17 protein-coding genes and 2 pseudogenes are annotated in these 20,560 nt (G+C 67.2%); 9 read left to right on the top strand and 10 right to left on the bottom strand.

The features are described 5' to 3' along the window. Positions 1–24: 24 nt before the first annotated feature. Positions 25–567 (bottom strand): hypothetical protein, encoded by a 543-nt coding sequence (locus OHA03_RS43895; RefSeq protein ID WP_267009703.1) that lies wholly within the window; start codon positions 565–567, stop codon positions 25–27. Between the two features lie 488 nt (positions 568–1,055). On the opposite strand from OHA03_RS43895, the gene OHA03_RS43890 reads away from it, so the two are divergent. The 4 genes and pseudogenes from OHA03_RS43890 (at position 1,056) to OHA03_RS43875 (ending at position 3,665) form a co-directional block, all read left to right on the top strand. After that, positions 1,056–1,736 carry a DUF4328 domain-containing protein gene (locus tag OHA03_RS43890; RefSeq protein ID WP_267009484.1) on the top strand — a complete coding sequence of 227 codons (681 nt, stop codon included), beginning with the start codon at positions 1,056–1,058 and terminating at the stop codon, positions 1,734–1,736. Positions 1,737–2,233: 497 nt separating this feature from the next. Further along, positions 2,234–2,557, top strand: coding sequence for a helix-turn-helix transcriptional regulator (locus OHA03_RS43885; RefSeq protein WP_267009684.1), 324 nt, complete (start codon positions 2,234–2,236; stop codon positions 2,555–2,557). Further along, a pseudogene (locus tag OHA03_RS43880) lies at positions 2,551–2,883 on the top strand (aquaporin); the annotation flags it as partial. The gene OHA03_RS43885 and the pseudogene OHA03_RS43880, both read left to right, overlap by 7 nt. Positions 2,884–3,107: 224 nt before the next feature. Beyond that, positions 3,108–3,665: an N-acetyltransferase gene (locus OHA03_RS43875; RefSeq protein WP_267009483.1), complete on the top strand. Its 558-nt coding sequence runs from the start codon at positions 3,108–3,110 to the stop codon at positions 3,663–3,665. A 1,008-nt stretch (positions 3,666–4,673) separates the two neighbouring features. On the opposite strand, the gene OHA03_RS43870 is transcribed toward OHA03_RS43875, so the two are convergent. The 4 genes from OHA03_RS43870 to OHA03_RS43855 all read right to left on the bottom strand — a co-directional run bounded on the left by OHA03_RS43870 (position 4,674) and on the right by OHA03_RS43855 (position 10,356). Beyond that, positions 4,674–5,654, bottom strand: a complete 981-nt coding sequence (locus OHA03_RS43870) for an aldo/keto reductase (protein WP_267009482.1) — start codon at positions 5,652–5,654, stop codon at positions 4,674–4,676. Between the two features lie 195 nt (positions 5,655–5,849). Next, positions 5,850–7,880, bottom strand: coding sequence for a prolyl oligopeptidase family protein (locus OHA03_RS43865; protein WP_267009683.1), 2,031 nt, complete (start codon positions 7,878–7,880; stop codon positions 5,850–5,852). Positions 7,881–8,313: 433 nt separating this feature from the next. After that, a complete protein-coding gene (locus OHA03_RS43860) occupies positions 8,314–8,859 on the bottom strand; it encodes a YciI family protein (RefSeq protein WP_267009481.1) in 546 nt (181 codons plus the stop codon). Between the two features lie 244 nt (positions 8,860–9,103). Beyond that, positions 9,104–10,356, bottom strand: a protein-coding gene (locus OHA03_RS43855) for an IS3 family transposase (RefSeq protein ID WP_267007396.1) whose coding sequence is annotated in 2 segments (ribosomal slippage) — positions 9,104–10,077 and positions 10,077–10,356 — 1,254 coding nt in all. Because the reading frame shifts where the segments join, the coding sequence is not laid out codon by codon here. A gap of 244 nt (positions 10,357–10,600) precedes the next feature. Between OHA03_RS43855 and OHA03_RS43850 the strand changes: the two genes are divergently transcribed. Next, positions 10,601–10,810 (top strand): hypothetical protein, encoded by a 210-nt coding sequence (locus OHA03_RS43850; protein ID WP_267009480.1) that lies wholly within the window; start codon positions 10,601–10,603, stop codon positions 10,808–10,810. Between the two features lie 135 nt (positions 10,811–10,945). After that, positions 10,946–11,368 carry an ester cyclase gene (locus OHA03_RS43845; RefSeq protein ID WP_267009479.1) on the top strand — a complete coding sequence of 141 codons (423 nt, stop codon included), beginning with the start codon at positions 10,946–10,948 and terminating at the stop codon, positions 11,366–11,368. 203 nt (positions 11,369–11,571) lie between these two features. Here the strand turns inward: OHA03_RS43845 and OHA03_RS48190 are convergent, their stop codons facing one another. Continuing rightward, positions 11,572–11,901 (bottom strand): DUF6479 family protein, encoded by a 330-nt coding sequence (locus tag OHA03_RS48190; RefSeq protein ID WP_354006174.1) that lies wholly within the window; start codon positions 11,899–11,901, stop codon positions 11,572–11,574. A gap of 208 nt (positions 11,902–12,109) precedes the next feature. Then, a complete protein-coding gene (locus OHA03_RS43840; protein ID WP_267009478.1) occupies positions 12,110–12,349 on the bottom strand; it encodes a hypothetical protein in 240 nt (79 codons plus the stop codon). 916 nt (positions 12,350–13,265) lie between these two features. On the opposite strand from OHA03_RS43840, the gene OHA03_RS43835 reads away from it, so the two are divergent. Beyond that, positions 13,266–13,652: a nuclear transport factor 2 family protein gene (locus OHA03_RS43835; RefSeq protein WP_267009477.1), complete on the top strand. Its 387-nt coding sequence runs from the start codon at positions 13,266–13,268 to the stop codon at positions 13,650–13,652. 472 nt (positions 13,653–14,124) lie between these two features. Here the strand turns inward: OHA03_RS43835 and OHA03_RS43830 are convergent, their stop codons facing one another. Then, on the bottom strand, positions 14,125–14,538 hold the full coding sequence (locus OHA03_RS43830; RefSeq protein WP_267009476.1) for a hypothetical protein: 414 nt from the start codon (positions 14,536–14,538) through the stop codon (positions 14,125–14,127). 226 nt (positions 14,539–14,764) lie between these two features. Here OHA03_RS43830 and OHA03_RS43825 point away from each other — a divergent pair, with 226 nt between their 5' ends. Then, a complete protein-coding gene (locus tag OHA03_RS43825) occupies positions 14,765–16,420 on the top strand; it encodes an IS1182 family transposase (protein WP_267009475.1) in 1,656 nt (551 codons plus the stop codon). A 128-nt stretch (positions 16,421–16,548) separates the two neighbouring features. On the opposite strand, the gene OHA03_RS43820 is transcribed toward OHA03_RS43825, so the two are convergent. Further along, positions 16,549–17,817, bottom strand: coding sequence for an IS256 family transposase (locus OHA03_RS43820; RefSeq protein ID WP_267008273.1), 1,269 nt, complete (start codon positions 17,815–17,817; stop codon positions 16,549–16,551). 246 nt (positions 17,818–18,063) lie between these two features. Between OHA03_RS43820 and OHA03_RS43815 the strand changes: the two are divergent. After that, positions 18,064–19,198: pseudogene (locus OHA03_RS43815) on the top strand (IS1380 family transposase). A 186-nt stretch (positions 19,199–19,384) separates the two neighbouring features. On the opposite strand, the gene OHA03_RS43810 reads toward OHA03_RS43815, so the two are convergent. Beyond that, positions 19,385–20,302, bottom strand: coding sequence for an aminoglycoside phosphotransferase family protein (locus OHA03_RS43810; RefSeq protein ID WP_267009474.1), 918 nt, complete (start codon positions 20,300–20,302; stop codon positions 19,385–19,387). Between the last annotated feature and the right edge of the window lie 258 nt (positions 20,303–20,560).

Raw genomic sequence — 20,560 nt, 5'->3', positions numbered from 1 at the left:
CCGTATGGCTGCCGAAACGGGTGTCTAGCCCCGGACGCAGGACATGCGCAACTCCCTCAAGGCGCCCCAGGCTGAGTCGGGAGCGAACAGCGCCGTCAACGTGCTCCGCCCAGGAACGAACAACACATAGTGCCTTGCAAGGTAGGACAGGTCACCCCACGGCTCCTGGTTGTGCGCACGCGCAAGCACTCGGCCACAACGCGTACAGGCAATCCACGGGACAACCAGGAGACCAGCCAGTGCCGTATCGGTGGCTACGGAGGATCCGGGCAACGGGACGGTGTCGGCATGCTCGATCACCCTGAGCCTGCTGGCCTCCTGGTGGTCGTCGAGGCATCGGCCGAGGCCGGGAGCGAGTGCTGTCCGCATGCCCCATAGCTCAGCCGCTACGGCGATCTCGGCCCGCACGGTCTCGCTGATCGGCACCTGATGCCTCAGAAGGCCGGCGACGAGCTGGTCGAGTCCGACTTCCTGCTCCCCGATGTCCCAGCAGTCCATAAATTTCGCAGCGTCAGAGGGTGGCAGCAGCGCAGCAAACCGACGCCACTGGGTTGCTTCATCGATCACACGGCCGAGGCTATCGGTGCCCTCGAGCATGCGTAGCTGCGCGCCGTGATACGGGGACCGATGCAGCACAGTTGGGCACTCAGCTCGCTGTGCGCGCGTTGATCGGTACCTCTGTCCTGATCAGGTCAGCGACGCCCCTGCCACAGGACGGGCCTCCTGCGCTTGCTTCCCGCTCAACCCCAGCTGCTACAGCAAGTGGTGTCAAAAAAGATCTCTCTGCAGTGCAACCGTCCCGGGGGTTCGACAGTCGTCTTCGGTGCCGTCCACGCAGCCGAGGCGGATCAGGCCGCCCTCACCCGGGTGACCTGACCTCCCCTGCGCCGGATGCGCCTCGCCGGCTTCGGAGGCCACTCACCGCCGCCTGACGTGCTACGGATCCCAGTGCCGCCGGGCTCACGAGCGGGAGCTGTGGCATCAGCTTCCCTGGGAGGTAAGATCCGCTGCCGCCCTACGGGAAGTCCGAACGGGCGGCTTCCAGGGGGTGTGAAGTGGCTGGTGCAGTCAGGGTGCCACGCGGGCAGGCCCGGTTTGCCTGCGGCGCGCTTGCCACGTTCGCGCTGGTGACTGTCGCCGCTGGGCTGGCAGCCTGGCACAAGTACGAACTGCTGGCGGGACCGCCGACACCAGGGCCGTACGTCGACAACCCATTGGTCGAGGTCGACACGTATTTCAGAAACCTGATGGGCTGGCGCACGGGGCTGCTACTCCTGGCCCTGCTCCAGTTCAGCATCTGGCTCGCCAACATGCGCGACCTCGCGGATGTGATCTGGCGCCAGGGACAGCGTCGGCACAGGGCGTGGCTGGTCTTCGGCTGGGTGATACCGCTGGGGCAGCTCTTCATACCCAAGATGTTCATCAACGACCTGTGGGCTGCCAGTCGGCCGGAACCGCAGCGTCGTCGCGGACATCCCCTGCTCACGGCATGGTGGCTGTCCGTCCTCGTCGCCGCGAATGCATACAGCGATGCCCCCGAGCATCTCAAGAAGGCGGCCACCACGAGCCAGGCTCGCCAGGCCCTGCGTCAGATCATGTTCAGCGATGGTCTGGACATTTGTGCCGCTGCGCTATCGATCATCGTCGTCTTGCAGCTCATTCGCAGGTTGGAGCGCGCCGCACTGACTGCGATGGCGCCCGCTGAGGTCCGCCCGGCGGGCCAAGCGGGATCCTGAGGATCCCTGGGTATTTGCATGGCCACGCGATCGGTGGAGTCTCATTGGGCGCGTCAACCGCCTCTGGGTGCGATCAGGCCGCATTCCCAACCTGCGGTCACGTAATCGATCAACGCTGTGAACTGCTGCTGAGCTGGTCGGCAGTTTTCAGCGTTGGCCATGGTTGAGCGCCCTTCCGCGGGTCCGTGATGGCTCTGGGAGGGCGCTCCGTGGTGCGATGTTCGGCGTGGCACCCGCTGTGGCAGCTCCCACCCGGGGTGCCAAGCCCGTTCAATCCCGCCCAACACTGCAGTTGTGGGCCGCCGTTGATGTCCGTTGTGGATGCCAGGGTGACCGACGCGCAGGGCGAGCTGAACACGGGACATGACGGTCTCCCTCATCTGCTTCTGTATCGACATTCATCGATGCAGCTCGACAAGTCCGAGGTTGCCACCAGAATCGATAAGCGTCAACATCGGGTTCTCAGGCAGGACGAACAGGCGGTGTGCTGCTCGCCGATGGTCCGCGAACCGCTGGGCGAGGCGGACGCCGGCGACCTGGCGCGCATGTTCAAGGCGCTCTCGGACCCGGTGCGGCTGAGGCTGCTGTCGCTGATCGCCTCCCACGAGGGTGGCGAGGCCTGCGTGTGTGACCTGACCGGGCCGTTCGACGTGTCACAGCCAACGATCTCGCATCCTCTGAAGGTGCTGCGGGAAGCGGGCCTGGTGGGCTCTGAGCGGCGAGGGACCTGGGTCTACTACTGGGTGCTGCCCGCCGCGCTGGCCCGACTGTCCTCGCTCCTGCAGACCTCCGCCGAGCCGACCGAGGTCGGGGCCTGCTGACGACTTCCATAGCCTCTCTCGGCCGCCGTGTCGCAGCCGAGTTCATCGGTGCGGCCGTCCTGGTGACGGTCGTGGTGGGCCCTGGCATTCAGTCAACCGAGCTGTCCCGCGACGTGGGCGCGCAGCTGTTCGCCGACTCGCCGGCAGCCGTGTTCGGCCTTGCCGTGTTCATCGCGCCGCTCAGTCCGGTCTCCGGCGTCCACTTCAACCCGGTCGTCACGCTCGCCGCATGGCGGACCGGTCGCTTGACGTGCGACGGGCCAACTGCCCGCGAGGTCGCCGCCTACCTGCCCGCCCAGATCGCCGGCGCCATCGGCGGCGCACTCCGAGGCTCCAGCCAGAACGGTTGGTGACGGCCATACCGGTCGCTACGAAGCTCCGGCGACCACAGTAGCGGCGGACGGGCCGGCTGCTGCGGTTGCGGTACCGGGCTGCCGTACAGCTGTTCCATGGCTCCGTGAGGTACTGAGTAGGGTTGAGACTGGCGTGCGGGTGCCACTGCCCGAGAGCGTGGTGAGTGCATCCGCGAGAACGTCCGAGGGGGCACCACATGACGCCACAGGGAACCATCACGGTAGAGCGGATAGACAGCTCGGCCGCAGCACAGGCTGAGGTCTCGTTCAGGCGGGTCTATGCCGACGTCTTTGCGGAACCGCCGTACAACGAGGCCGCGGACGATGTCGCGGCCACGTTCCGGCACTTTCGCTTCCAGACCCGCAAGCGCACTTTTCGCGCCGCCCTGGCCCATACCGAGGACGGCGAGCCAGTCGGCATGGCCTACGGCTATCCACTCGAGCCTGACACAGGGTGGTGGGACGAACTGACCGCTCCCGTGCCCGCCGACATGCGGCGCGAGGATGGGCACCGCACCTTCGGCCTCATGGAACTTGCCGTGCGCGGACCGTGGCGCGGGCAGGGTGTCGCGCGACGTCTGCACGAGGCCTTGCTTGACGGCATCAAGGCCGAGCGGGTGCTGCTGAACGTCCACCCGGACAGCAAGGCAGCGTCGGCCGCCTACCGGGCGTGGGGCTACCGCAAGATCGGCGAGGCGCGCCCGTGGGAGGGCCCGGACCTCTATGACGTCATGCTGCTCGACCTGCGCGCATGACGACTACCTACAAGCGAATCGCGCATCGAGGAGCTCACCCCTCTGCGGCCGGGCGGTCGGTTCCACGGCTTCAGACGTCATCCCGACAGGCGTTCGGTTCGTCGAAGCGCCCTGCCGGTTGGGGCGCAAGGTGCGGGTGCGACGATGCGGGCATGTGTGAGCTGAGCCAGTTGATCGACGATGAGGAACCGGCCTGGCCTGAACTCTGAGAGACCCTCGGTGCCGGGCCGGTGTCCGTGAGGTGCCTCCGTCCGATGGCGACCTGGGCAGGGCGTCGCTCTTCCCGTTGCAGGACACGGCCAGGTCATACCTGGGCGCGGTGGTAGCGCACTGCACGGGCCGGGGCGGGACGCGGGCCAGGGAACTGACGGGGGCGCTGGGTCTTAAGTCGGTGCCGGCGAAGATCGAGGGGGTGCAGGACGAAACGCCTGGCGGAGCGTGTTGGCCGCTCAACAGCTACTGGGCGCGTTCAGCAACCTGGCGCCGTGACTCAGGCCCCCAGGGCCGCAGCTGGCTGTGTCCTCTGTCTCTGATCCCTCATGCCGTCTGTCAAGCCGCGAGAGCGACAGGCGGCATGAGGAATCAGTGGCAATCGGTCAAGATGCGATGTCAGAGGACAGCCGGGATGGCGCGGGTGCTGGTTCGGCAGGCGAGGCGGCGGCCCATGAGCAGAGTCATCGCCCACAGGAAACCGGGAAGTCTGCGGGAATGGACCGCCACTTGATGCCGTGGTCGACGACGTAGCAGACCGTGTCGATCATCTGCCGGTCGCAGTGGCCATGTGCCTCGCCGCCCAACCCCTCCAGCCAGGTCGGCACTGGCAACACGGGACGTCGGGAGGTGGGCACCGAAGCAAGTCCAAGGTGAAGGTGTCCATCACAGCCGTGGTCTCTGCTGAAGCCTCGCCAGCCGGCAGCGAACCCTTGACTTCCCGCTCTTACGCTTTCGCATGGCCCCTCGGACAGCAGTTGAGGTTTCGTCGCGCGGAACGGCGCTTTGCCGGACCTCTCACTGCAGCAGCTCAGCGACCTCGGAGAGCTGGGCCTTGGACAGGGGGCCGCGCTGGAGGGCCCTGGCGTTCTCCTCGGCCTGGGCGACGCTGCGGAAGCCGGGGATCGGCACCGTCCGCGGGCTGCGCGCCCACAGCCACGCGAGGGCGCCCTGTGCAAGCGTGCGATCGTCGGCGGTGAGCACGTCCCGAACGGCGTTGATGCGCGCCCTCCATCGCGGTGCGGGTACACCACCCTCGTCGAACCAGCGCAGCCACGCCGGCGGCGCCGAACGGATGTCACCCGCTGCACCGCGCCCCGAGGGGCCCTGCTTGCCGGTGAGCAGGCCCATAGCGAGCGGGCTGCGTACGATGGACGCGAGTCCGTGCTGCTCACACAACGCCAGCATTTCAGGCGCGTCCACCAGCACATTGCACGCGTGCTGGACGCCCACGCAGTGCTGCCCGTGGGCGAAGAGCGCCGCTCGCCCGGGATCGTCGGTGCTCCAGGCGTAAGCGCGGATGAGCCCTTCCCGTACGAAATCCTCGCAAGTTTCGCGCAGTTCGGTTGCCTCGTCCAGCGGTACGTCGCCCAGATGCAGCTGGTAGACGTCGATCCAATCGGTGCCCAGCCGCCGCAGCGACGCGGTCAGTGCGCGGCGCGCGTACGCGGCAGTTGTGTCCTCACCGGTCAGCGTGCGGGTCTCCTCGTTGAAGACGTTGCCCCACTTGGTGGCGATGACCACCTGGTCCCGCCGACCCGCGAGCGCCCGCCCCAGTACCCGTTCGCTGCGGCCGGTGCCGTACACGTCCGCGGTGTCGAAGAAGGTGACCCCGAGCTCCATCGCCCGACGGATCGCCGCGACGGATTCCTGGTCGTCGACGGTGCCCCACCCGAGGGGGTTCCCGTCGGCGTCCTGCCACTTACCGCCGATGGCCCAGCACCCGAATCCCAGCGCACTGACCTCGATCTCGCTGTCTCCCAGCGTTCTGTTCTCCATGCCTGAACACGCTACGAGTTGGAGCGCACACGAGGGCAAGGCCGCGGAGTGATCCAGAGTTCCTTGTCCACCGAGTTGATTGACCAACCGCCCGACGCCACCGGCCCGACTCCAAGCCCGGCACTCGTCCTTGCGGCCGGCTCAGCGGCGATCCCCTCAGTGGCAGCCCCTCACCGTCCAGGTGATCCGGCCCCGTCAGCCGACGGCGGGCGGCACCGGTTGTGCGAGGTGCCGCCAGAAGAAGGTATGCATCAGGGCGTTGTTGTGGGCGGACTGTTCGTTGTCGCTGGCGCCCGCGTGGCCACCGCCGGTGTTCTCGTGGAGCAGGACCGGGTGGCCGAGTTCGCGCAGCCGTGCGGCCGCTTTGCGGGCATGGCCGGGGTGGACGCGGTCGTCACGGGTGGAGGTCGTCAGAAGCACCGGCGGGTAGGCCTGGTCTGCGCTGAGCTGGTGGTAGGCGGAGAGCGTACGGAGGTGGGGGCGATCGGCCTCGTTGTCCGGGTTGCCGTACTCGGCGATCCAGGACGCGCCGGCGAGGAGCTTATGGAAGCGAAGCATGTCCAGCAGCGGTACCTGAGCGACGATCGCGCCGAACAGCTGCGGGTAGCGGGTGACCATCGCGCCCATGAGCAGGCCGCCGTTGCTGCCCCCTGCGGCACCCAGCATGGCCGGGGTGGTGATGCCCCGCGCGACGAGGTCTGCGGCGACGGCCGCAAAGTCCTCGAAGGCGCGCGGCCGGTCCGCGCCGAGCGCGGCCTGGTGCCAGTCCGGTCCGAACTCGCCGCCACCTCGGATGTTCGCGATCACGTAGGTGCCGCCGCGCTCCAGCCACGCCCGTCCCGTCACCGCGTCGTAGAAGGGGGTGAGGGAGACCTCGAAGCCGCCGTAGCCGTAGAGCAGGGCGGGGCCGGGGCCGGTGGGGGAACGGTCGGCGCCGATCACGAAGTACGGCACCCGCGTGCCGTCCTGAGAGGTCGCGAAGAACTGCTCCGCCGCCAGACCGGCCGTGTCGAAGCGGGCCGGAGCCTGCTTGAGGATCTCCGTGTCGGCGCCGATCTGCCCGTGGTAGAGGGTGGAGGGCTGCAAGAACCCTGACACGTCCAGGAAGTACTCGTCGGAGATGTCCGGGTCCGTGTCCACGACAGTGACGGCGGACAGCGCCGGGACGTCCGCGAGCGGCTTGCGTGCCCACCCACCGACGGGGGTGGGGGTGAGGACCTCGATGCGGGTGCTGACGTCGCGCATCGTCTCCAGGATCAGATGGTGGCGGGTCCATGAGTGCCCGGCCAGAGCCGTTCGCTCATCCGGGGTGAACAGCACCTCCGCGGAGCGGTCGCCCGCCAGGAAAGCGTCGAAGTCGAACGCCAGCAGAGAGCCCGCCCTCTGTCCGAGCCAGTCGGACTTCAAGGTGACGATCAGATGCTGCCGATGGACAGAGGTAGTGGCGTCGTCGGGAACGTCGATCCTGACGAGCGTGGCGTCGGGGGTCAGGAGGTACACCTCGCTGCGGAAGAAGTCCAGCGACCGGCCGACGAAGTCCCGCTCGAAACCCGGTGTGGTGTCGCGCCAGCCCCGGGTCGACACATCTCCCGTCTCGGCCTCGAAGACCAGGGCGGCTTCCTCCAACGGCGTGCCGCGTCGCCACCTGCGAACCGTGCGCGGATAGCCGGCGTCGGTCAGCGAGCCCGGCCCCAAGTCCGTGCCGATGAAGACGGTGTCGGCGTCGATCCAGCCGATCCACGTCTTCGCCTCCCTCACCTGGAACCCGCCCTCGACAAAAGCCCCAGTGGCGAGGTCGAACTCGCGGACCACAACGGCATCACCCCCGTCGCGCGACAGAGACACCAGTGCCCGGTCGTAATCGGGATGGCGGACCCGCGCACCGGCCCACACCCACTTCTCGCCCTCCGCGGCAGCAAGCGCGTCGACGTCGAGAAGGACCTCCCACTCCGGAGCATCCTTGCGGTACTGCTCCAGCGTCGTACGCCGCCACACACCACGCACGTGCTCGGCGTCCCGCCAGAAGTTGTAAAGGAACACTCCGCGACGGGTGGTGTAAGGGATACGTTCCGGTGCGTCCAACACCTCCCGCAGGCGTTCCTTCAGGGAAGCGAACCCGGCGCCGACAGCCAGCGCGGCCTCCGTCTCGGCGTTCCGCTCGGCCACCCACTCGAGCGCGGCCTCACCCTCAACGTCTTCCAGCCACAGGTACGGGTCGTCATCCATCACAAGCCAAATTGTGCAGGCCCGGAGCGCGCGGTGAGACCACATCGACCCAATGGCCGGACGTGCACTCTCGGCTGTGATGCCATCCGGTACGTCCGCTGGGCGTACTGGACGTACTGGATGGCCACCACCAAGGCCGCTCCGGCTGGCCGGCGCTCGCCGCGCCAACCAGGAACGTGGTGTACGCCGAAGGCACAGGAGGGGCAGCCCGGACCGAGGTCACGAAGTCCCGACTGCCACTTTTCGGCTGGTGTCTGAGATGGGACTCCGGGCCCATGATCCCCGTGGGTTCAGGGAAACCGAAGGTCCTTCAGCACTAACCCACGGCCCACCGGTGTGCGTCAGGCAGACGTGCCCGTGGGTTCGGGTGAAACACGAGGATGCCGAACGATCCGAAGGGCTTCGGCGTGACATCGGCCTGGACGTCCTCGGGTCATGACGGCCGCCCGCCGAACTGCCAGTTGTGCACCTCGATGTCGGCGTACCGGTCCGCGGTCAGGATGGCGCGCGCAGTGTCCGGGTCCGGCGCCCGGACCAACGCCGCAGTACCCAGCCAGGTGGCGCCGTCATCGGACAGCAGCGGTCCGTAGCCGATCAGCTCGTCCCGGTCGGGCGGCACCGCGAGGTCGGCAGCAGGCCCCGTGCCGAGGCCGAGCACCAGGTACCGGTTGCCACCGGTCCGGCCGCCGGGGAAGTCCCACATGGTGCGCCCCAGCACGTTGCGCCACCGTCGCACCAGCACGTCCCGGTACACGCCGGCCTGGTAGCCGGGCTCGTCGAAGGCAAACGCCCGGGCGGCGGCGGGATCGGGCAGATCGACGATGTGCACGCTGCCGGTGGGTGTGTCTCCGGCGAGGGTCGGGCCCCGGACGATCATCTCTTTCGCGTACCGGTCCATATAGGACCAATGCTCTTCCAGCAGCTCGTCGCGCAACTCCACGGAGCCGGGCCGGTCGCGGTGGTAACAGAAAAACTCCATGCCCACAGGGTCTCTTCAAGGAGGTAACCGGTCGAGCGAGTTTCACTGCGATCGCTGCTCGGCAGCCTCAGCCACAAGCACGCGTGCCGACTCCGCGTAACGGATGGCGGCCTTTTCGTCCATGCCGAAGACGTGCGCGAGATGCAGAGTGGGGCGCCCCTTCAAGCTGTCCGTCGACGCGGCCTGACGAAACCCCCGCCCGCCCCACAGGCCAGACTGAACCGCCCCGGGTTCGGTAGAGAGCTCAGATAGCGGTTGTGACCTGGGGTTTCGTGGTCGCGAGGTAGTAGTTGTTCTCGTACTCGACGGGCGGGACGTGGCCTATTTCACCGTGGAGGCGCCGGTGGCAGTACCAGTCGACCCATTCGGCGGTGGCCAGCTCGACCTGGGAGAGCGTCTTCCAGGGCCGTTGCGGCTTGATCAACTCGGTTTTGTAGAGACCGATGGTCGATTCCATCAGGGCGTTGTCCAGTGCGTCCCCGACGGAACCGATGCTCGCCGCGAGACCGGCGGCATCCAGGTGCTCGGCGAGACGGAAACTCGTGTATTGCGACCCGGCATCGGAGTGATGGATCAACTCGCCGTGCGTATACGGGTGTTGGTCGCGGTCGCGTTGCCACAGTGCCATCTCCAGCGCGTCCAGGACGAGCTGGGTCTCCTTCGATGTGGAGGCGGACCAGCCCACGATGCGACGTGAAAAGGTATCCACGACGAAGGCGACGTAGACGACGCCCGCCCAGGTCGCCACGTGGGTGAAGTCCGCGACCCAGGTGCGGTTGGGCGCCTCGGCGACGAAGTCGCGCTCGACGCGGTCCGGTGCCCGCTCGGCCTTCTCGTCCGGGATCGTGGTGATGACCCTCTTGCCGCGCACCGCGCCGGCGATGTTCAGCTCGCGCATCAGCCGCTCGACCGCGCAGCGGGCCACCGGGATGTCCTGGCGGTTCAGCTCGCGCCAGATCTTCCTCGCCCCGTAGACGCGGTAGTTGGACGCGTAGATCTCCTTGATCTTCTCTTTCAGCCCGGCGTCGCGCACGGTCCTCGCGGACGGCTCGGCCAGCCGCTTGTGGTGGGCGTAGTAGGTGGAAGGGGCGATCTTGCAATCGTGCTCGGTGAGCACGCGGCAGATCGGCTCGACACCGCCGAAGCGGGCCCGGTGCTCGTCGATGAACGCTACGAGCGTGTGTGTGGCCGGTCGAGCTCGGCCGCGAAGAAACTTGCCGCGGCTTTCAAGATGTCGTTCGCGCGGCGGAGTTCGGCGTTCTCCTTCTTCAGGGCCTTCATCGCCGCGGACTCCTCCGACGTCGTGCCGGGCCGCCGACCGGAGTCGATCTCGTCCTGCTTGACCCAGTTCCGCAGGGTCTCGGCCGAGCCGATGCCGAGTTTCTGGGCGACCGTCTTCAGCGCGGCCGACTCGTTCGGGTAATCACCGCGGACCTCGGCGACCATGCGGACCGCTCGTTTGCGCAGCTCAAGGGGATAGGAGGAGGGGCGTGCCATGACTCAATCCTTACATGGAATCGAGTCTCTATTCGAACCGGGGCGGTTCAGACCGCCCCGTTCCCCGAAGGGGGCGGGATCGCCGCCCGGTCGCGGTCAGCCGCTGAGACTTGCGTAGACCGGGCGGCAGGAGTACCTATAACCAGTCCGTGCAAGTAGGGACAAAAATATCCGTCAGTCAGACGGGCGACGGCAGCCCTGAGCTCGGGATGCTGCGATCAGGAGCCTGGTGCACTCTGGACGGATGAGTACCCCGATAGTCGTGCACCGCTCTGCACCGGCCGGTGGCCGGGTGGTCACCATCAACGATGAGATGGCCGGCCTCGTCCACGACGACCACGCCCTGATCGAACTCCTCCGGCGTGCCGGCATCTACGACGCCGAGCATTGCCTCGACGACCCGCAGTGGATCGAATGGCGCGGCGGCCCGGCCCACCGGTACGAAGCGGTGTGACGTAGGCCCTGTACATCCGGAAGGAGTCAGGGCTGTCCCGACATCCGGAAGGAGTCAGGGCTGTCCCGCCCGCGCCAGACTGGGACCAAGGCGTGTTTTGGAAGTAGCGCATGCTCAGAGGTCTGGAGAGTCCCCGTGGCACGAAGGAACTCCGTGGAGATCGTCGAAGCGTTCTGGGAGGAGGTTTGGAACGGCCACAACCCCGACAAGATCGACGACTTTGTCGTCGAGGACTTCGTCATCACCAACCCCGGCGGATCCATCGAAGGCCGCGAGAAATTCAAGTCGTGGGTCGCCGCCTTCCTGGACCAGGTCCACGATCTGAGGCTCGAGGTCGTCGAGTCCTTTCAGAACGAGGACGGGAGCCGGGTGGCGTCACGGTGGATCGTGCGCGGGAGGAACAATGGGCTTCTGGGCACCGAGCCCGACGGGCGGCCGATCTCCTTCAGTGGTACGGCCGTCTGGGCGGTGCGCGAGGACGGCAAGCTGCAGCACAACTGGGTGGAACGCGCCACCTGGGAGCTGTACCAACAGCTGACGAGCACCTCAGGGCGGTGAGACGATCAGCCCGTCTTGCGGCCACTGCCACGGAACCTCGCTGTCATGGAACGTGCCCACTACCAGGTCGGGCAGAGCAGAGACATCGGTCCATCGCTCGTCAGCTCCCTGACAGCCGCTGCCGTGACCTCCTACGGCGTGTATCGAAAGTAGATCTTGACCGCGTGACGATCTCGGCAAGTGCCGCCGATGTCGCCGACCCGTCAGCCGCCAGGTCCTCCACTGCCAAAAGCCCCACCGTTGTCATCCTTGGGTACGTCCCTTGTCGAAGAGGGCCGGTTGATCTCATATGGGCTGAGACCTTCTCCGAAATCATCTACATCCCTCACGTTTTCGCCGTGAAAAGACCGCCGGCTTCCGGAGGAACGCTCGGCCTGCTGTCGTGCCTGAGACCGACGGCGCGCGTCCCACCAGACGAGGCCAAGCAGAACAGCGACTACGACCACCGCTATGCAGACGGGGAAAATCCAGCGCACAGCCGAAGCGGCCACTGTGATGTCACTGATGGGCACCTGGCTCACAAGGTGGCTCATCTGGCCCACGTCCTTCCTGAGAGGATTCCACCGCTCACAAAGCGAGGCAGGGGCTTCCGCTCATTGGAGAGAGAGCCCACGATGGCCGGAGCCGTGGGAAACTCCAATCCCACACCTGGCGGGATCAATCTCGCGGGGGCCTGAACGGGACGTCTGGCAAGGCTCAAGCTCCCTTCATAAGTCTACGGCGGGGAGCGTACGGGGGCCGCTAGAGCAAGCGGGACAGGATGCCGGTCAGGATGACGACGATCATCAGCGTGCCGACGACCCACCGCTCCCGGGGGACGTCGAAGACGTTGAACTTGTCCGGCTCCATCACCTGCTCGCCGTCGGCGACGTGGCCGCCGTGGAAGAAGCGCCGGCGCTTGGTCCACTCCTCGTTGAGGCCGTGGCGCGTGACGACCGTCGGCGAGGTCGTGCGGCACTGGGTGCGCCGGCAGGCGTACATCGTTCCCTCCTTCATTCCAGAACACTTCCCATCATGACGGACCTTCCGTTCCATTAGCCACGGAACGCACCGGATCACAAACCGAGAGTGCTGTTCGAGTTCAGTCGGTGCGGCGGAATTCGATCTTCCAGGCAGCTAACCCCGGTCGGTGTCCGGGACAATCCGGTGCCCCTCTCCAGCCCCTCCCGCGTCCACTCGGTGCGGTATGCACTCAACTCCTCTCCGGGGGCCTGGCGGCGTTGTTGGCGTTGGCTTTGGCCTGCACCAACCCTCCCCCTGGGGCCCCTCCTCGTGGTGGTGGGCGCCGGGCCCATTCCCCGGCCGGTGTTCGCACCCCGAGGCGGAAGGGCATACCGGCCCCGTCCAGCACCCCCTTCACGGCCTTGATGGAGGGGAGGGGGAGGTACTCGGCGAGGGCCACGCGGAGCACTCCGCAGCCCCTCGGTAGAGGTGGTGTAGCGCCAGAGGCAGGTCCTCGTGGGATTTCCGGGGGGACCCGACGAAGGTCTCGCCGTCCTCCCCGTCGACCTCGTCGGGGGGACGGCTTGGCAGGGGTGTCGCCACCGCGCTCCAGGCAGCGCACCCACATCAAGAACAAGGCAGCCGCGGGGACCACGACCGCGTCTGACCACAGGTCAGGTGAATCGATCCGCTACGCCTTCGGTCACGGGGATAACGCCCGAGCCAGGCAAGGCCTAAGGAAAAGGGCCTCGGACATTCGGAGCCCCTTTCGTTGTCTTGGGCGAGTAGGGCGTGTATCGAAAGTAGATCTCTGACTGTGACCGCGCATTCGATAGACCCCGTAGACGGCGCAACAGTGCACGTGTCGGCCACCGCTGCCGGGGTTACTCTGATTCCCAAGGCTGGCAGACCGGATGGATTCTCGTCCGATACCTCTGCGATCGGAGGGAACGCAATGGGAGACCAGGAGACCCGAGCGGCGCTGGACCGGCATTGGGCAGCATCTGCTGCCGGCGACCAAGACGTCGAGCACGAGATCTATCACGACGATGTCATCACCGACTATCCCCAGTCGGGTGAGCGCATCCACGGCCGCCGCAATCTCCAGGCGCTGCGCTCAAACCATCCTGCCAAGCTCACCTTCACCATCCGTCGAATTCTCGGCAGCGGGGATCTTTGGATCACCGAATATGTGATCGACTACGATGGGAAACCCGCATCCACCATCAGCATTATGGAATTCCGCGACGGCAAGGTCGTCCACGAGACCCAGTACTTCGCGGATCCGTTCACTCCGCCCGCCTGGCGCGCCAAATGGGTCGAGTCAATGCCCTTCGTCTGACGCCCGCTTGCGATCAACCCGCGTGCCACATCAAGACCAGGGCGGAGCGGGGACTCACGGGCTGTCCCGGCCTCGGAGTTGAGGGAGCAAATCCGGAGCGCGCCCGCGTGAGCCTCAGCGAACGCCTCGCGGACGGAGTCCTCATCCCTCCCCCAAGCCCGAGCAACTGTCTGCGCCTGCAGGCCAATACGTCGCTCAACGACCGGTGCGAAGGATCTTGCGCATAGAGTCCTCGAAGTCCCACCGCCACGTACCGCGCAGTTCCGCCGCGCTGGGATTCGTGACGACCTCGGAGCCGTCCCGGGCGTACACGGCTGGCCCCGCTCCCCCAGTGAGGGGAGTTGCCAGCCCTGAACGTCAGGGCTGCTCGGTGAGGGGCGGGAGCGGCTATATACAGGACGGCTCCGCCGCCCTGATCACTCCAGTCACACCAAGATCGTTCCATCCGGAACCGGCCGAGTTGGGCAATGAATCAAGCGCGGAGCTCCAGGCGCCGGTCAAGCTGCCTACGCAGCCGAGCAGAAGCTCCACGGAGAGCCCCGAGTTGTCGCACCTCTTCCGCCGCAAGTTCCATTCTTCCTGCCAGCGCGAGCACCGCGGCATAGGGCCGTTCGCCCTCGGCGAGCTTCGCCGCCGCGGCATCACGGACGGCTCGCAACACTGTGCAGTCCGCGCGAGGATGTTCCGCCAGCAGGCGAAGGAGCCTGTTGTCGTTCCAAACACTATCTTGGGCCGCGCTCAGTTCCAGCAGGGTGTGGGGCGCCGTATGGGGATTCGCGGCCAGCGCCTGCCAGACGAAGGAGTACGGACATCGCGCGAGTCGATGCAGGACGGAGCTGTCCTTCTCGACACGCGCCAGTTCGAGGTAGTCGGCAGGCGTATGCACGGACCATGGCCCCTCAGGATCGTCGGGGCGGCCATCCTGTCATCAGGGCTTGGCCACCTTGTGCGGGGGGCGTCCTCTGATCGCAACCGCCCTTTAGACCAATTACGGGACAGCCCTTAGCCTCAATACCGGGACTCTGTTGGCGATCTTGTGTGGGGTGCTGACAGGTCGTCCGTTCGGCGGTTCGCTGGAGTGGAGCGGGGTGGTTTCGGGGAGAGGGGCGGAGATGTCCTTGCGGGCCAGGAGTTTCCAGCGCATACCGACGCGGACAATGGTGACGGCGTGGGCGGCGTGTCCGAAGGGCACGCCGGCGATGCTGATACGGGACCGGCTGGATGTGGTGTTCGAGGACGGCGAGTTCGCTGACCTGTATCCGAAGGACGGTCGTCCGGGACTGTCACCTGGGCAGTTGGCGCTGGTGTCGGTGCTGCAGTTCGCGGAGAACCTCTCGGACCGCGCGGCCGCGAACGCGGTCCGCACCAGGATCGACTGGAAGTACGCCCTGGGCCTGGAGTTGAACGATCCCGGCTTCGACCACTCGGTGCTGTGCGAGTTCCGGGCCAGGCTGGCCCAGGACGACGCGGCCGACCGGCTGCTGCGAGTGATGCTGCATCGGCTGACCGAGGCCGGGCTGCTTAAATCCGGCGGTCGGCAACGCACGGATGCGACCCATGTGCTTGCGGCGGTGCGCACGCTCAGCCGGCTGGAGCTGGTCGGCGAGAGCCTGCGGGCCGCCCTCGAGCAGCTCGCCCAGGCGGACCCGGACTGGCTGCTGCCGCTGGTCGAGCCGGAGTGGGACAAGCGCTACGGGCGCAAGATCGAGATCGGCAAGGTGCCCGGCGGGAAGGCCGGGGTCACCGCGCTGGCCGAGACCTTCGGCCGGGACGGACACAAGGTCCTGGCCGCCGCGTGGGCGGCCGACGCCCCTCCCCAGCTCCGGGCGTTGGCGCAGGTGGAAATCCTGCGCCAGGTCTGGGTGCACCACTACGTCTGGGATACCCGCGGGCGGCTGCGCTGGCGCGACGGACACGCGCTGCCTCCGGCATCGCTGCGGTTCGACTCCCCGTACGACACCGACGCGCACTACTGCGTCAAACGTGACACCGCCTGGTCCGGCTACCGCACTCACTTCACCGAGACGTGCACGTCAGACCTGCCGGAGGTGGTCGTGCATGTGGCCACCACGATCGCCCCGGTCCAGGACGGCGAACTCACCGCCCAGATCCACGACGATCTGGCCCAGGTCGGCCTCATCCCGGCCGAGCACGCCGTCGACGCCGCCTACATCAGCCCCGCGCAGATTGAACGCGCTCACCGGGTACACAGCATCACCCTGCTCGGCCCGGTCGTGCCCGACCACAGCCACCAGGCCAAAAGCGGGGCCGGCTTCGACAAGGCCGCCTTCGCCATCGACTGGGACCGCTGCCAGGCCACCTGCCCCCAGGGCACCGTCAGCCGCGAGTGGCGTCCCCTGCACATCAGCGGCCACAACTACATCCAGGTCAAGTTCGACAAGGCCACCTGCCTGGCCTGCCCCGTCCGACCCCAGTGCACCAAGGCGGTCAGTGGTCCGCGCTCGCTCGCACTGCTGCCCACCCGCGAACTGCACGAGATCCAGCAGCGCAACCGCCTCGACCAGCGCACCGAAGACTGGCAGCGCCGCTACGCGATCCGCGCCGGCATCGAAGCCACCCTCTCCCAGAACGTCCGCACCTGCGGCCTGCGCCGGACACGCTACCGAGGCCTGCCCAAGACGCACGTCCAGCACGTACTGACCGGCCTGGCCTGCAACGTCACCCGCATCACCGACTGGATCGCCGACCCTACGCGCCCCCGGCGAGCACCCAGCCACTTCCACGCCCTCTGCACCGCCGTCACCTGACCCCCACAAGATCACCAACAGAGTCCCGGTATTGAGGCTAACCTCGCCGTTTCGCTTGGGTAGGGTCTATCAGGAATGAGGTGTGATTCGTCTGATTGGCCTACAGGTTCTTCGGTGGGCTGATTGGTCTACACCCGTCCGGCGGTGAGGCGGCCGTCGAAGAGGAGGTCGAACTCGTTCAGCGCGCTCTTCCAGCGGTTGTTCCAGCGCTGGCGGCCGCGTCCGGTGGGGTCGAGGGCGAGGGTGGCCAGGTAGAGGCGCTTGAGGGCGGCGGTCTCGTTGGGGAAGTGTCCGCAAGCTTGGGCCGCGCGTCGGTATCGGGCGTTCAGCGACTCGATGGCGTTGGTGGTGTAGACGACCTGGCGGATGGCGTCCGGGAGGCCGAGGAAGGGAACGAATTCGCTCCAGGACCGTTCCCAGATCCCGGTGATCGACGGGTACTTCTTGCCCCATGTGCCGTCGAAGTCGGCCAGTCGCTGCCGGGCCTGCTCCTCGTTGACGGCCGTGTAGACGGGCTTGAGGTCGCGGGCGACGTCGGCCCAGTCGCGGCGGGACGCGTAGCGCAGGCTGCCGCGGATGAGGTGGACGATGCAGGTTTGCACCACGGTCTGCGGCCAGACGGTGTTCACCGCGTCGGGCAGGGCGGAGAGGCCGTCGCAGACCAGCATCAACACATCGCGGACGCCCCTGTTCTTGATCTCGGTCAGGACGGTCTGCCAGTACTTGGCGCCCTCGCCGCCGTCGCCGGCCCACAGTCCCAGGATCTCCCGGTAGCCGTCGGCGGTGACCGCGATGGCCACATAGACGGGTCGGTTCGCGACGTGCCCGTCGCGGATACGGACGTGGATCGCGTCGATGAAGACCACCGGATAGACCGCGTCGAGCGGGCGGGTGCGCCATTCCGCCATCGACTCCAGAGCTTTGTCGGTGATGGTGGAGACGGTCTCTTTTGTGGTCGTCATCCCGTACACCTCGGAGAGATGGGCGACGATCTCGCCGGAGGTCAGGCCCTTCGCGGTCAGCGACAGGACCATCTCGTCCAGCGCACCCGTCCGGCGGGCGTACTTGGGCAACAACCGTGGGGTGAAGGTGCCCAGGCGGTCCCGGGGGACCTGCACGGTCACCGTGCCGACCTCCGTCATGACTTTCTTGGCCCGGTAGCCGTTACGCATGTTGCCGCCCGAGCGTGAACCGCGGCCGCCGGCCCGCCCGGCCTCCGCCGCGAGATGCACATCCATCTCGGCCTCCAGGGCGGCCTGCATCAGATGCTGGGCCAGCTCGGGCAGCAGCCCGCCCTCGCCCATCAACCGCAGCCCTCCTAGGCGCACCTTCTCGGCCGCCAGCGCGGCCAGCTCCTCCAGCAGCTCGCTGGACAGACCGTTCTCGGATACCGGCATCGACTTCACGTCGGCACCCTCGATGCTCTCACCAGCCACGGCAAGCGACACACCGTCAGCGGCCTCGATCAGGTGATCCGTCGTCGTACTCATCAGGTGACTCCTTCGGGGAAGCACACACCTGATTCATGACACTCCCCTTGGGTACGGCGGCTGTTGGGGCGAAAACGCGAAAGTGCCTTCCTGACCTGGAACGATGAACCTTGCTGAGGGGTTCTGTCGGTCCAGGCGGAGGGCACTTTCTACGTGCAGAGTATCGGGTTGCGTCCCAGGGTCCATGTCAGTGCCGACGGTTCGGGGGTGGTCGGTCATGCCGGGGCACGGTTGCTGACCGATCTTGCTGACGCCACCGGACTGACTGCCGCGTACTCCACCGCGCTCAGGTCCCTTCGGCCGCGCGGCTCTGCCCGGGCTGGTCCTGGACCTCGACGCCACGCTGATCACCTGCCACTCCGAGAAGGAGCAGGCCGCACCCACCTATAAAGGCGGCTTCGGCTTCCACCCGCTGCTGTGCCTCCTGGCCAACACCGGAGAGGCACTGTCAGGCCGACTGCGTCCCGGAAACGCCGGTGCCAACACCGCGAGCGACCACATCACGGTGCTCGACCAGGCGCTCGCACAGATCCCCGACGCTCAACTGCACGGCACTGACATCCTCATCCGCACCGACAGTGCCGGATCCGCGAAAGCCTTCCTCACCCACGTCCGCGACGTGCGGAAACGAGGAATCCGTACCTTCTTCTCGGTCGGATACGCCATCACCGAGCCGGTCCGCCGCGCTGTCCGCGCCATGCCCGACCGCCTCTGGCATCCCGCCCTGGACCAGGACAGGACTCTGCGTGACGGCGCCGAGACCGCCGAACTGACAGGCATGGTCGATCTGGACGGCTACCCGGCCGGCACCCGCATCATCGTGCGCCGAGAGCGGCCGCACCCCGGAGCCCAGCTGTCCCTGTTCGACCACGACGAGGGCCTACGACACCAGGTGTTCCTCACCGACACCCCGTACTCCGGTGGCGGTTCCGCCCAGTTCCTGGAGGCCCGCCACCGCGGACATGCCACCGTCGAAGACCACATCCGGTGCGGCAAGACCACCGGCTTCGGCCGCTTCCCCTCCCGCGACTTCGGCGTCAACGCCGTCTGGCTCGAACTCAGCCTCGCCGCGATCGACCTGCTCGCCTGGACCCGTGTCCTCCTCCTGGACGGGGAGCTGGCCACGGCCGAGCCGAAGAAGCTCCGCTACCGGCTGCTGCACGTCACAGCCCGCCTCACCCGCGGCGGCCGACGCCTGCGCTTGCGGATCTCGGCGACCTGGCCCTGGAGACACGAACTGGTCATGGCCTTCCACCGCCTTGCCGCACTGCCCCGTCCCGCCAGCTGACCGGCGAACCCCTGCCCGCCCACGACCCAAAGGACCCGGAGAACCCGACCATCGCGCCGGGACCTCACCATGCCCGAACTAAGAAAACACCTCGGCCAGCAGACAGTTCACGATCACCGACGCCTCAACACACCAACCGAAACAGCGAGGTTAGCTTGTTTTGCAACCTCCCGCCGGGATGCTTGATCACTGGTGGACCGATGCAGTGAGGCGTTGCAGTGCGGCATGGGCGGGTGGGCCCCAGGAGGGCTTGCCTCCGGGGCGGCCGTGGACGCCGGCGTCTCCGATGTGGATGCCGCTGAGGGCGCGCAGCACCGCCCAGCCGCGGGCGCGGCGTAGGGTCGCAGCGTCCGGGCTCGGCTGGTAAGCGTCGTGGAAGCGGTCGGCGGCGCCGTCCGGCAGCAGGATCCAAGCCGCGGCGAGGTCGCAGGCGGGGTCGCCGGCGAACAGGTCGCCGAAGTCGATCACGCCGCAGAAGGTGCCGTTCGTGGTCAGGATGTTGGCTGGATGCAGGTCGCCATGGAGCCAGAGTCTTGGGCCTGCCCAGTCGGGCGCGGCGGCGGCGTCTTCCCAGACCGCGCGGACGGCGTCCGGGTCGCGAATCAGCCCCAGTTCGGCGGCCGAGGCAAGCGCCTGGGTGAAGCCTTCGGCGGTGTCGGCCAACGGGCCCCCGCGGTCTCGGCCTGCGGGCGCCTCGTCGGGAGCGGGGCGGTGAAGAGCTGTCAGGAAGGCAGCCAAGGTGACGGCCGCCTCCGCAGCGCGCGTCGCGGGGGCGCGGTCGGCAGGCTCGCCCGGCACCCAGGTGGTGACGAGCCAGGGCCGCGGAAACCGTTCCGAGGGCTCACCAAGGCGCTGCGGGACGGGGATCTGCAGAGGAAGCTGCGGGGCGAGAATGGGCAGCCAGGCGTGTTCCTTGCGCAGCAGCGCGTCCGCAGACTGCGTCGCCCACGGCAACCGGACGGCGAGGTCGTCACCGAGCCGCCACACTTGGTTGTCCCAGCCACGCGCTCCGAGCTTCAAGGGGCGATCCGCCAGGTCGGGGTGCTGCTCGCGCAGCAGATCCCGGATCAAGTCCTCGGTGATGACCATCTCGGTGGCTGTCATGTGGAGCAACAATAATTGGGTAGCGGCCTGCCTGGGTTTCGGGCGAATCCGAGTCAAGTTCCGGCGACGAACGTACTTCGAACTTGATCAGCGTTATCGCGGTTCAATGAACGTGAAGGCGGCCTCCCCGGCGCTCCATCGCCGAGGAACGCCTGCCACACGTCTTCACCGAGCCCAGGGTGCTGGCGACGTATAGCGGACCAGCCAAGTTCTAAAGGTGCTTGCAGGTCGGAGCCGGGACCGACGAAGACAGCCGGA

The sequence above is a fragment of the Streptomyces sp. NBC_00154 genome (assembly GCF_026342835.1).
Classification (GTDB): domain Bacteria; phylum Actinomycetota; class Actinomycetes; order Streptomycetales; family Streptomycetaceae; genus Streptomyces.
The sequence above is the reverse complement of the archived record's forward strand: the minus strand, read 5'-3'. Positions and strand labels throughout refer to the sequence as shown.

Bases quoted from the DNA above. Each gene is read 5' to 3' on its own strand.
- OHA03_RS48190 (WP_354006174.1), bottom strand. From the start codon at position 11,901: ATGAGCCACCTTGTGAGCCAGGTGCCCATCAGTGACATCACAGTGGCC.
- OHA03_RS43875 (WP_267009483.1), top strand. From the start codon at position 3,108: ATGACGCCACAGGGAACCATCACGGTAGAGCGGATAGACAGCTCGGCC.
- OHA03_RS43825 (WP_267009475.1), top strand. From the start codon at position 14,765: ATGTCCTTGCGGGCCAGGAGTTTCCAGCGCATACCGACGCGGACAATG.
- OHA03_RS43850 (WP_267009480.1), top strand. From the start codon at position 10,601: ATGAGTACCCCGATAGTCGTGCACCGCTCTGCACCGGCCGGTGGCCGG.
- OHA03_RS43835 (WP_267009477.1), top strand. From the start codon at position 13,266: ATGGGAGACCAGGAGACCCGAGCGGCGCTGGACCGGCATTGGGCAGCA.
- OHA03_RS43885 (WP_267009684.1), top strand. From the start codon at position 2,234: ATGGTCCGCGAACCGCTGGGCGAGGCGGACGCCGGCGACCTGGCGCGC.
- OHA03_RS43840 (WP_267009478.1), bottom strand. From the start codon at position 12,349: ATGTACGCCTGCCGGCGCACCCAGTGCCGCACGACCTCGCCGACGGTC.
- OHA03_RS43820 (WP_267008273.1), bottom strand. From the start codon at position 17,817: ATGCCGGTATCCGAGAACGGTCTGTCCAGCGAGCTGCTGGAGGAGCTG.
- OHA03_RS43870 (WP_267009482.1), bottom strand. From the start codon at position 5,654: ATGGAGAACAGAACGCTGGGAGACAGCGAGATCGAGGTCAGTGCGCTG.
- OHA03_RS43865 (WP_267009683.1), bottom strand. From the start codon at position 7,880: ATGGATGACGACCCGTACCTGTGGCTGGAAGACGTTGAGGGTGAGGCC.
- OHA03_RS43860 (WP_267009481.1), bottom strand. From the start codon at position 8,859: ATGGAGTTTTTCTGTTACCACCGCGACCGGCCCGGCTCCGTGGAGTTG.
- OHA03_RS43810 (WP_267009474.1), bottom strand. From the start codon at position 20,302: ATGACAGCCACCGAGATGGTCATCACCGAGGACTTGATCCGGGATCTG.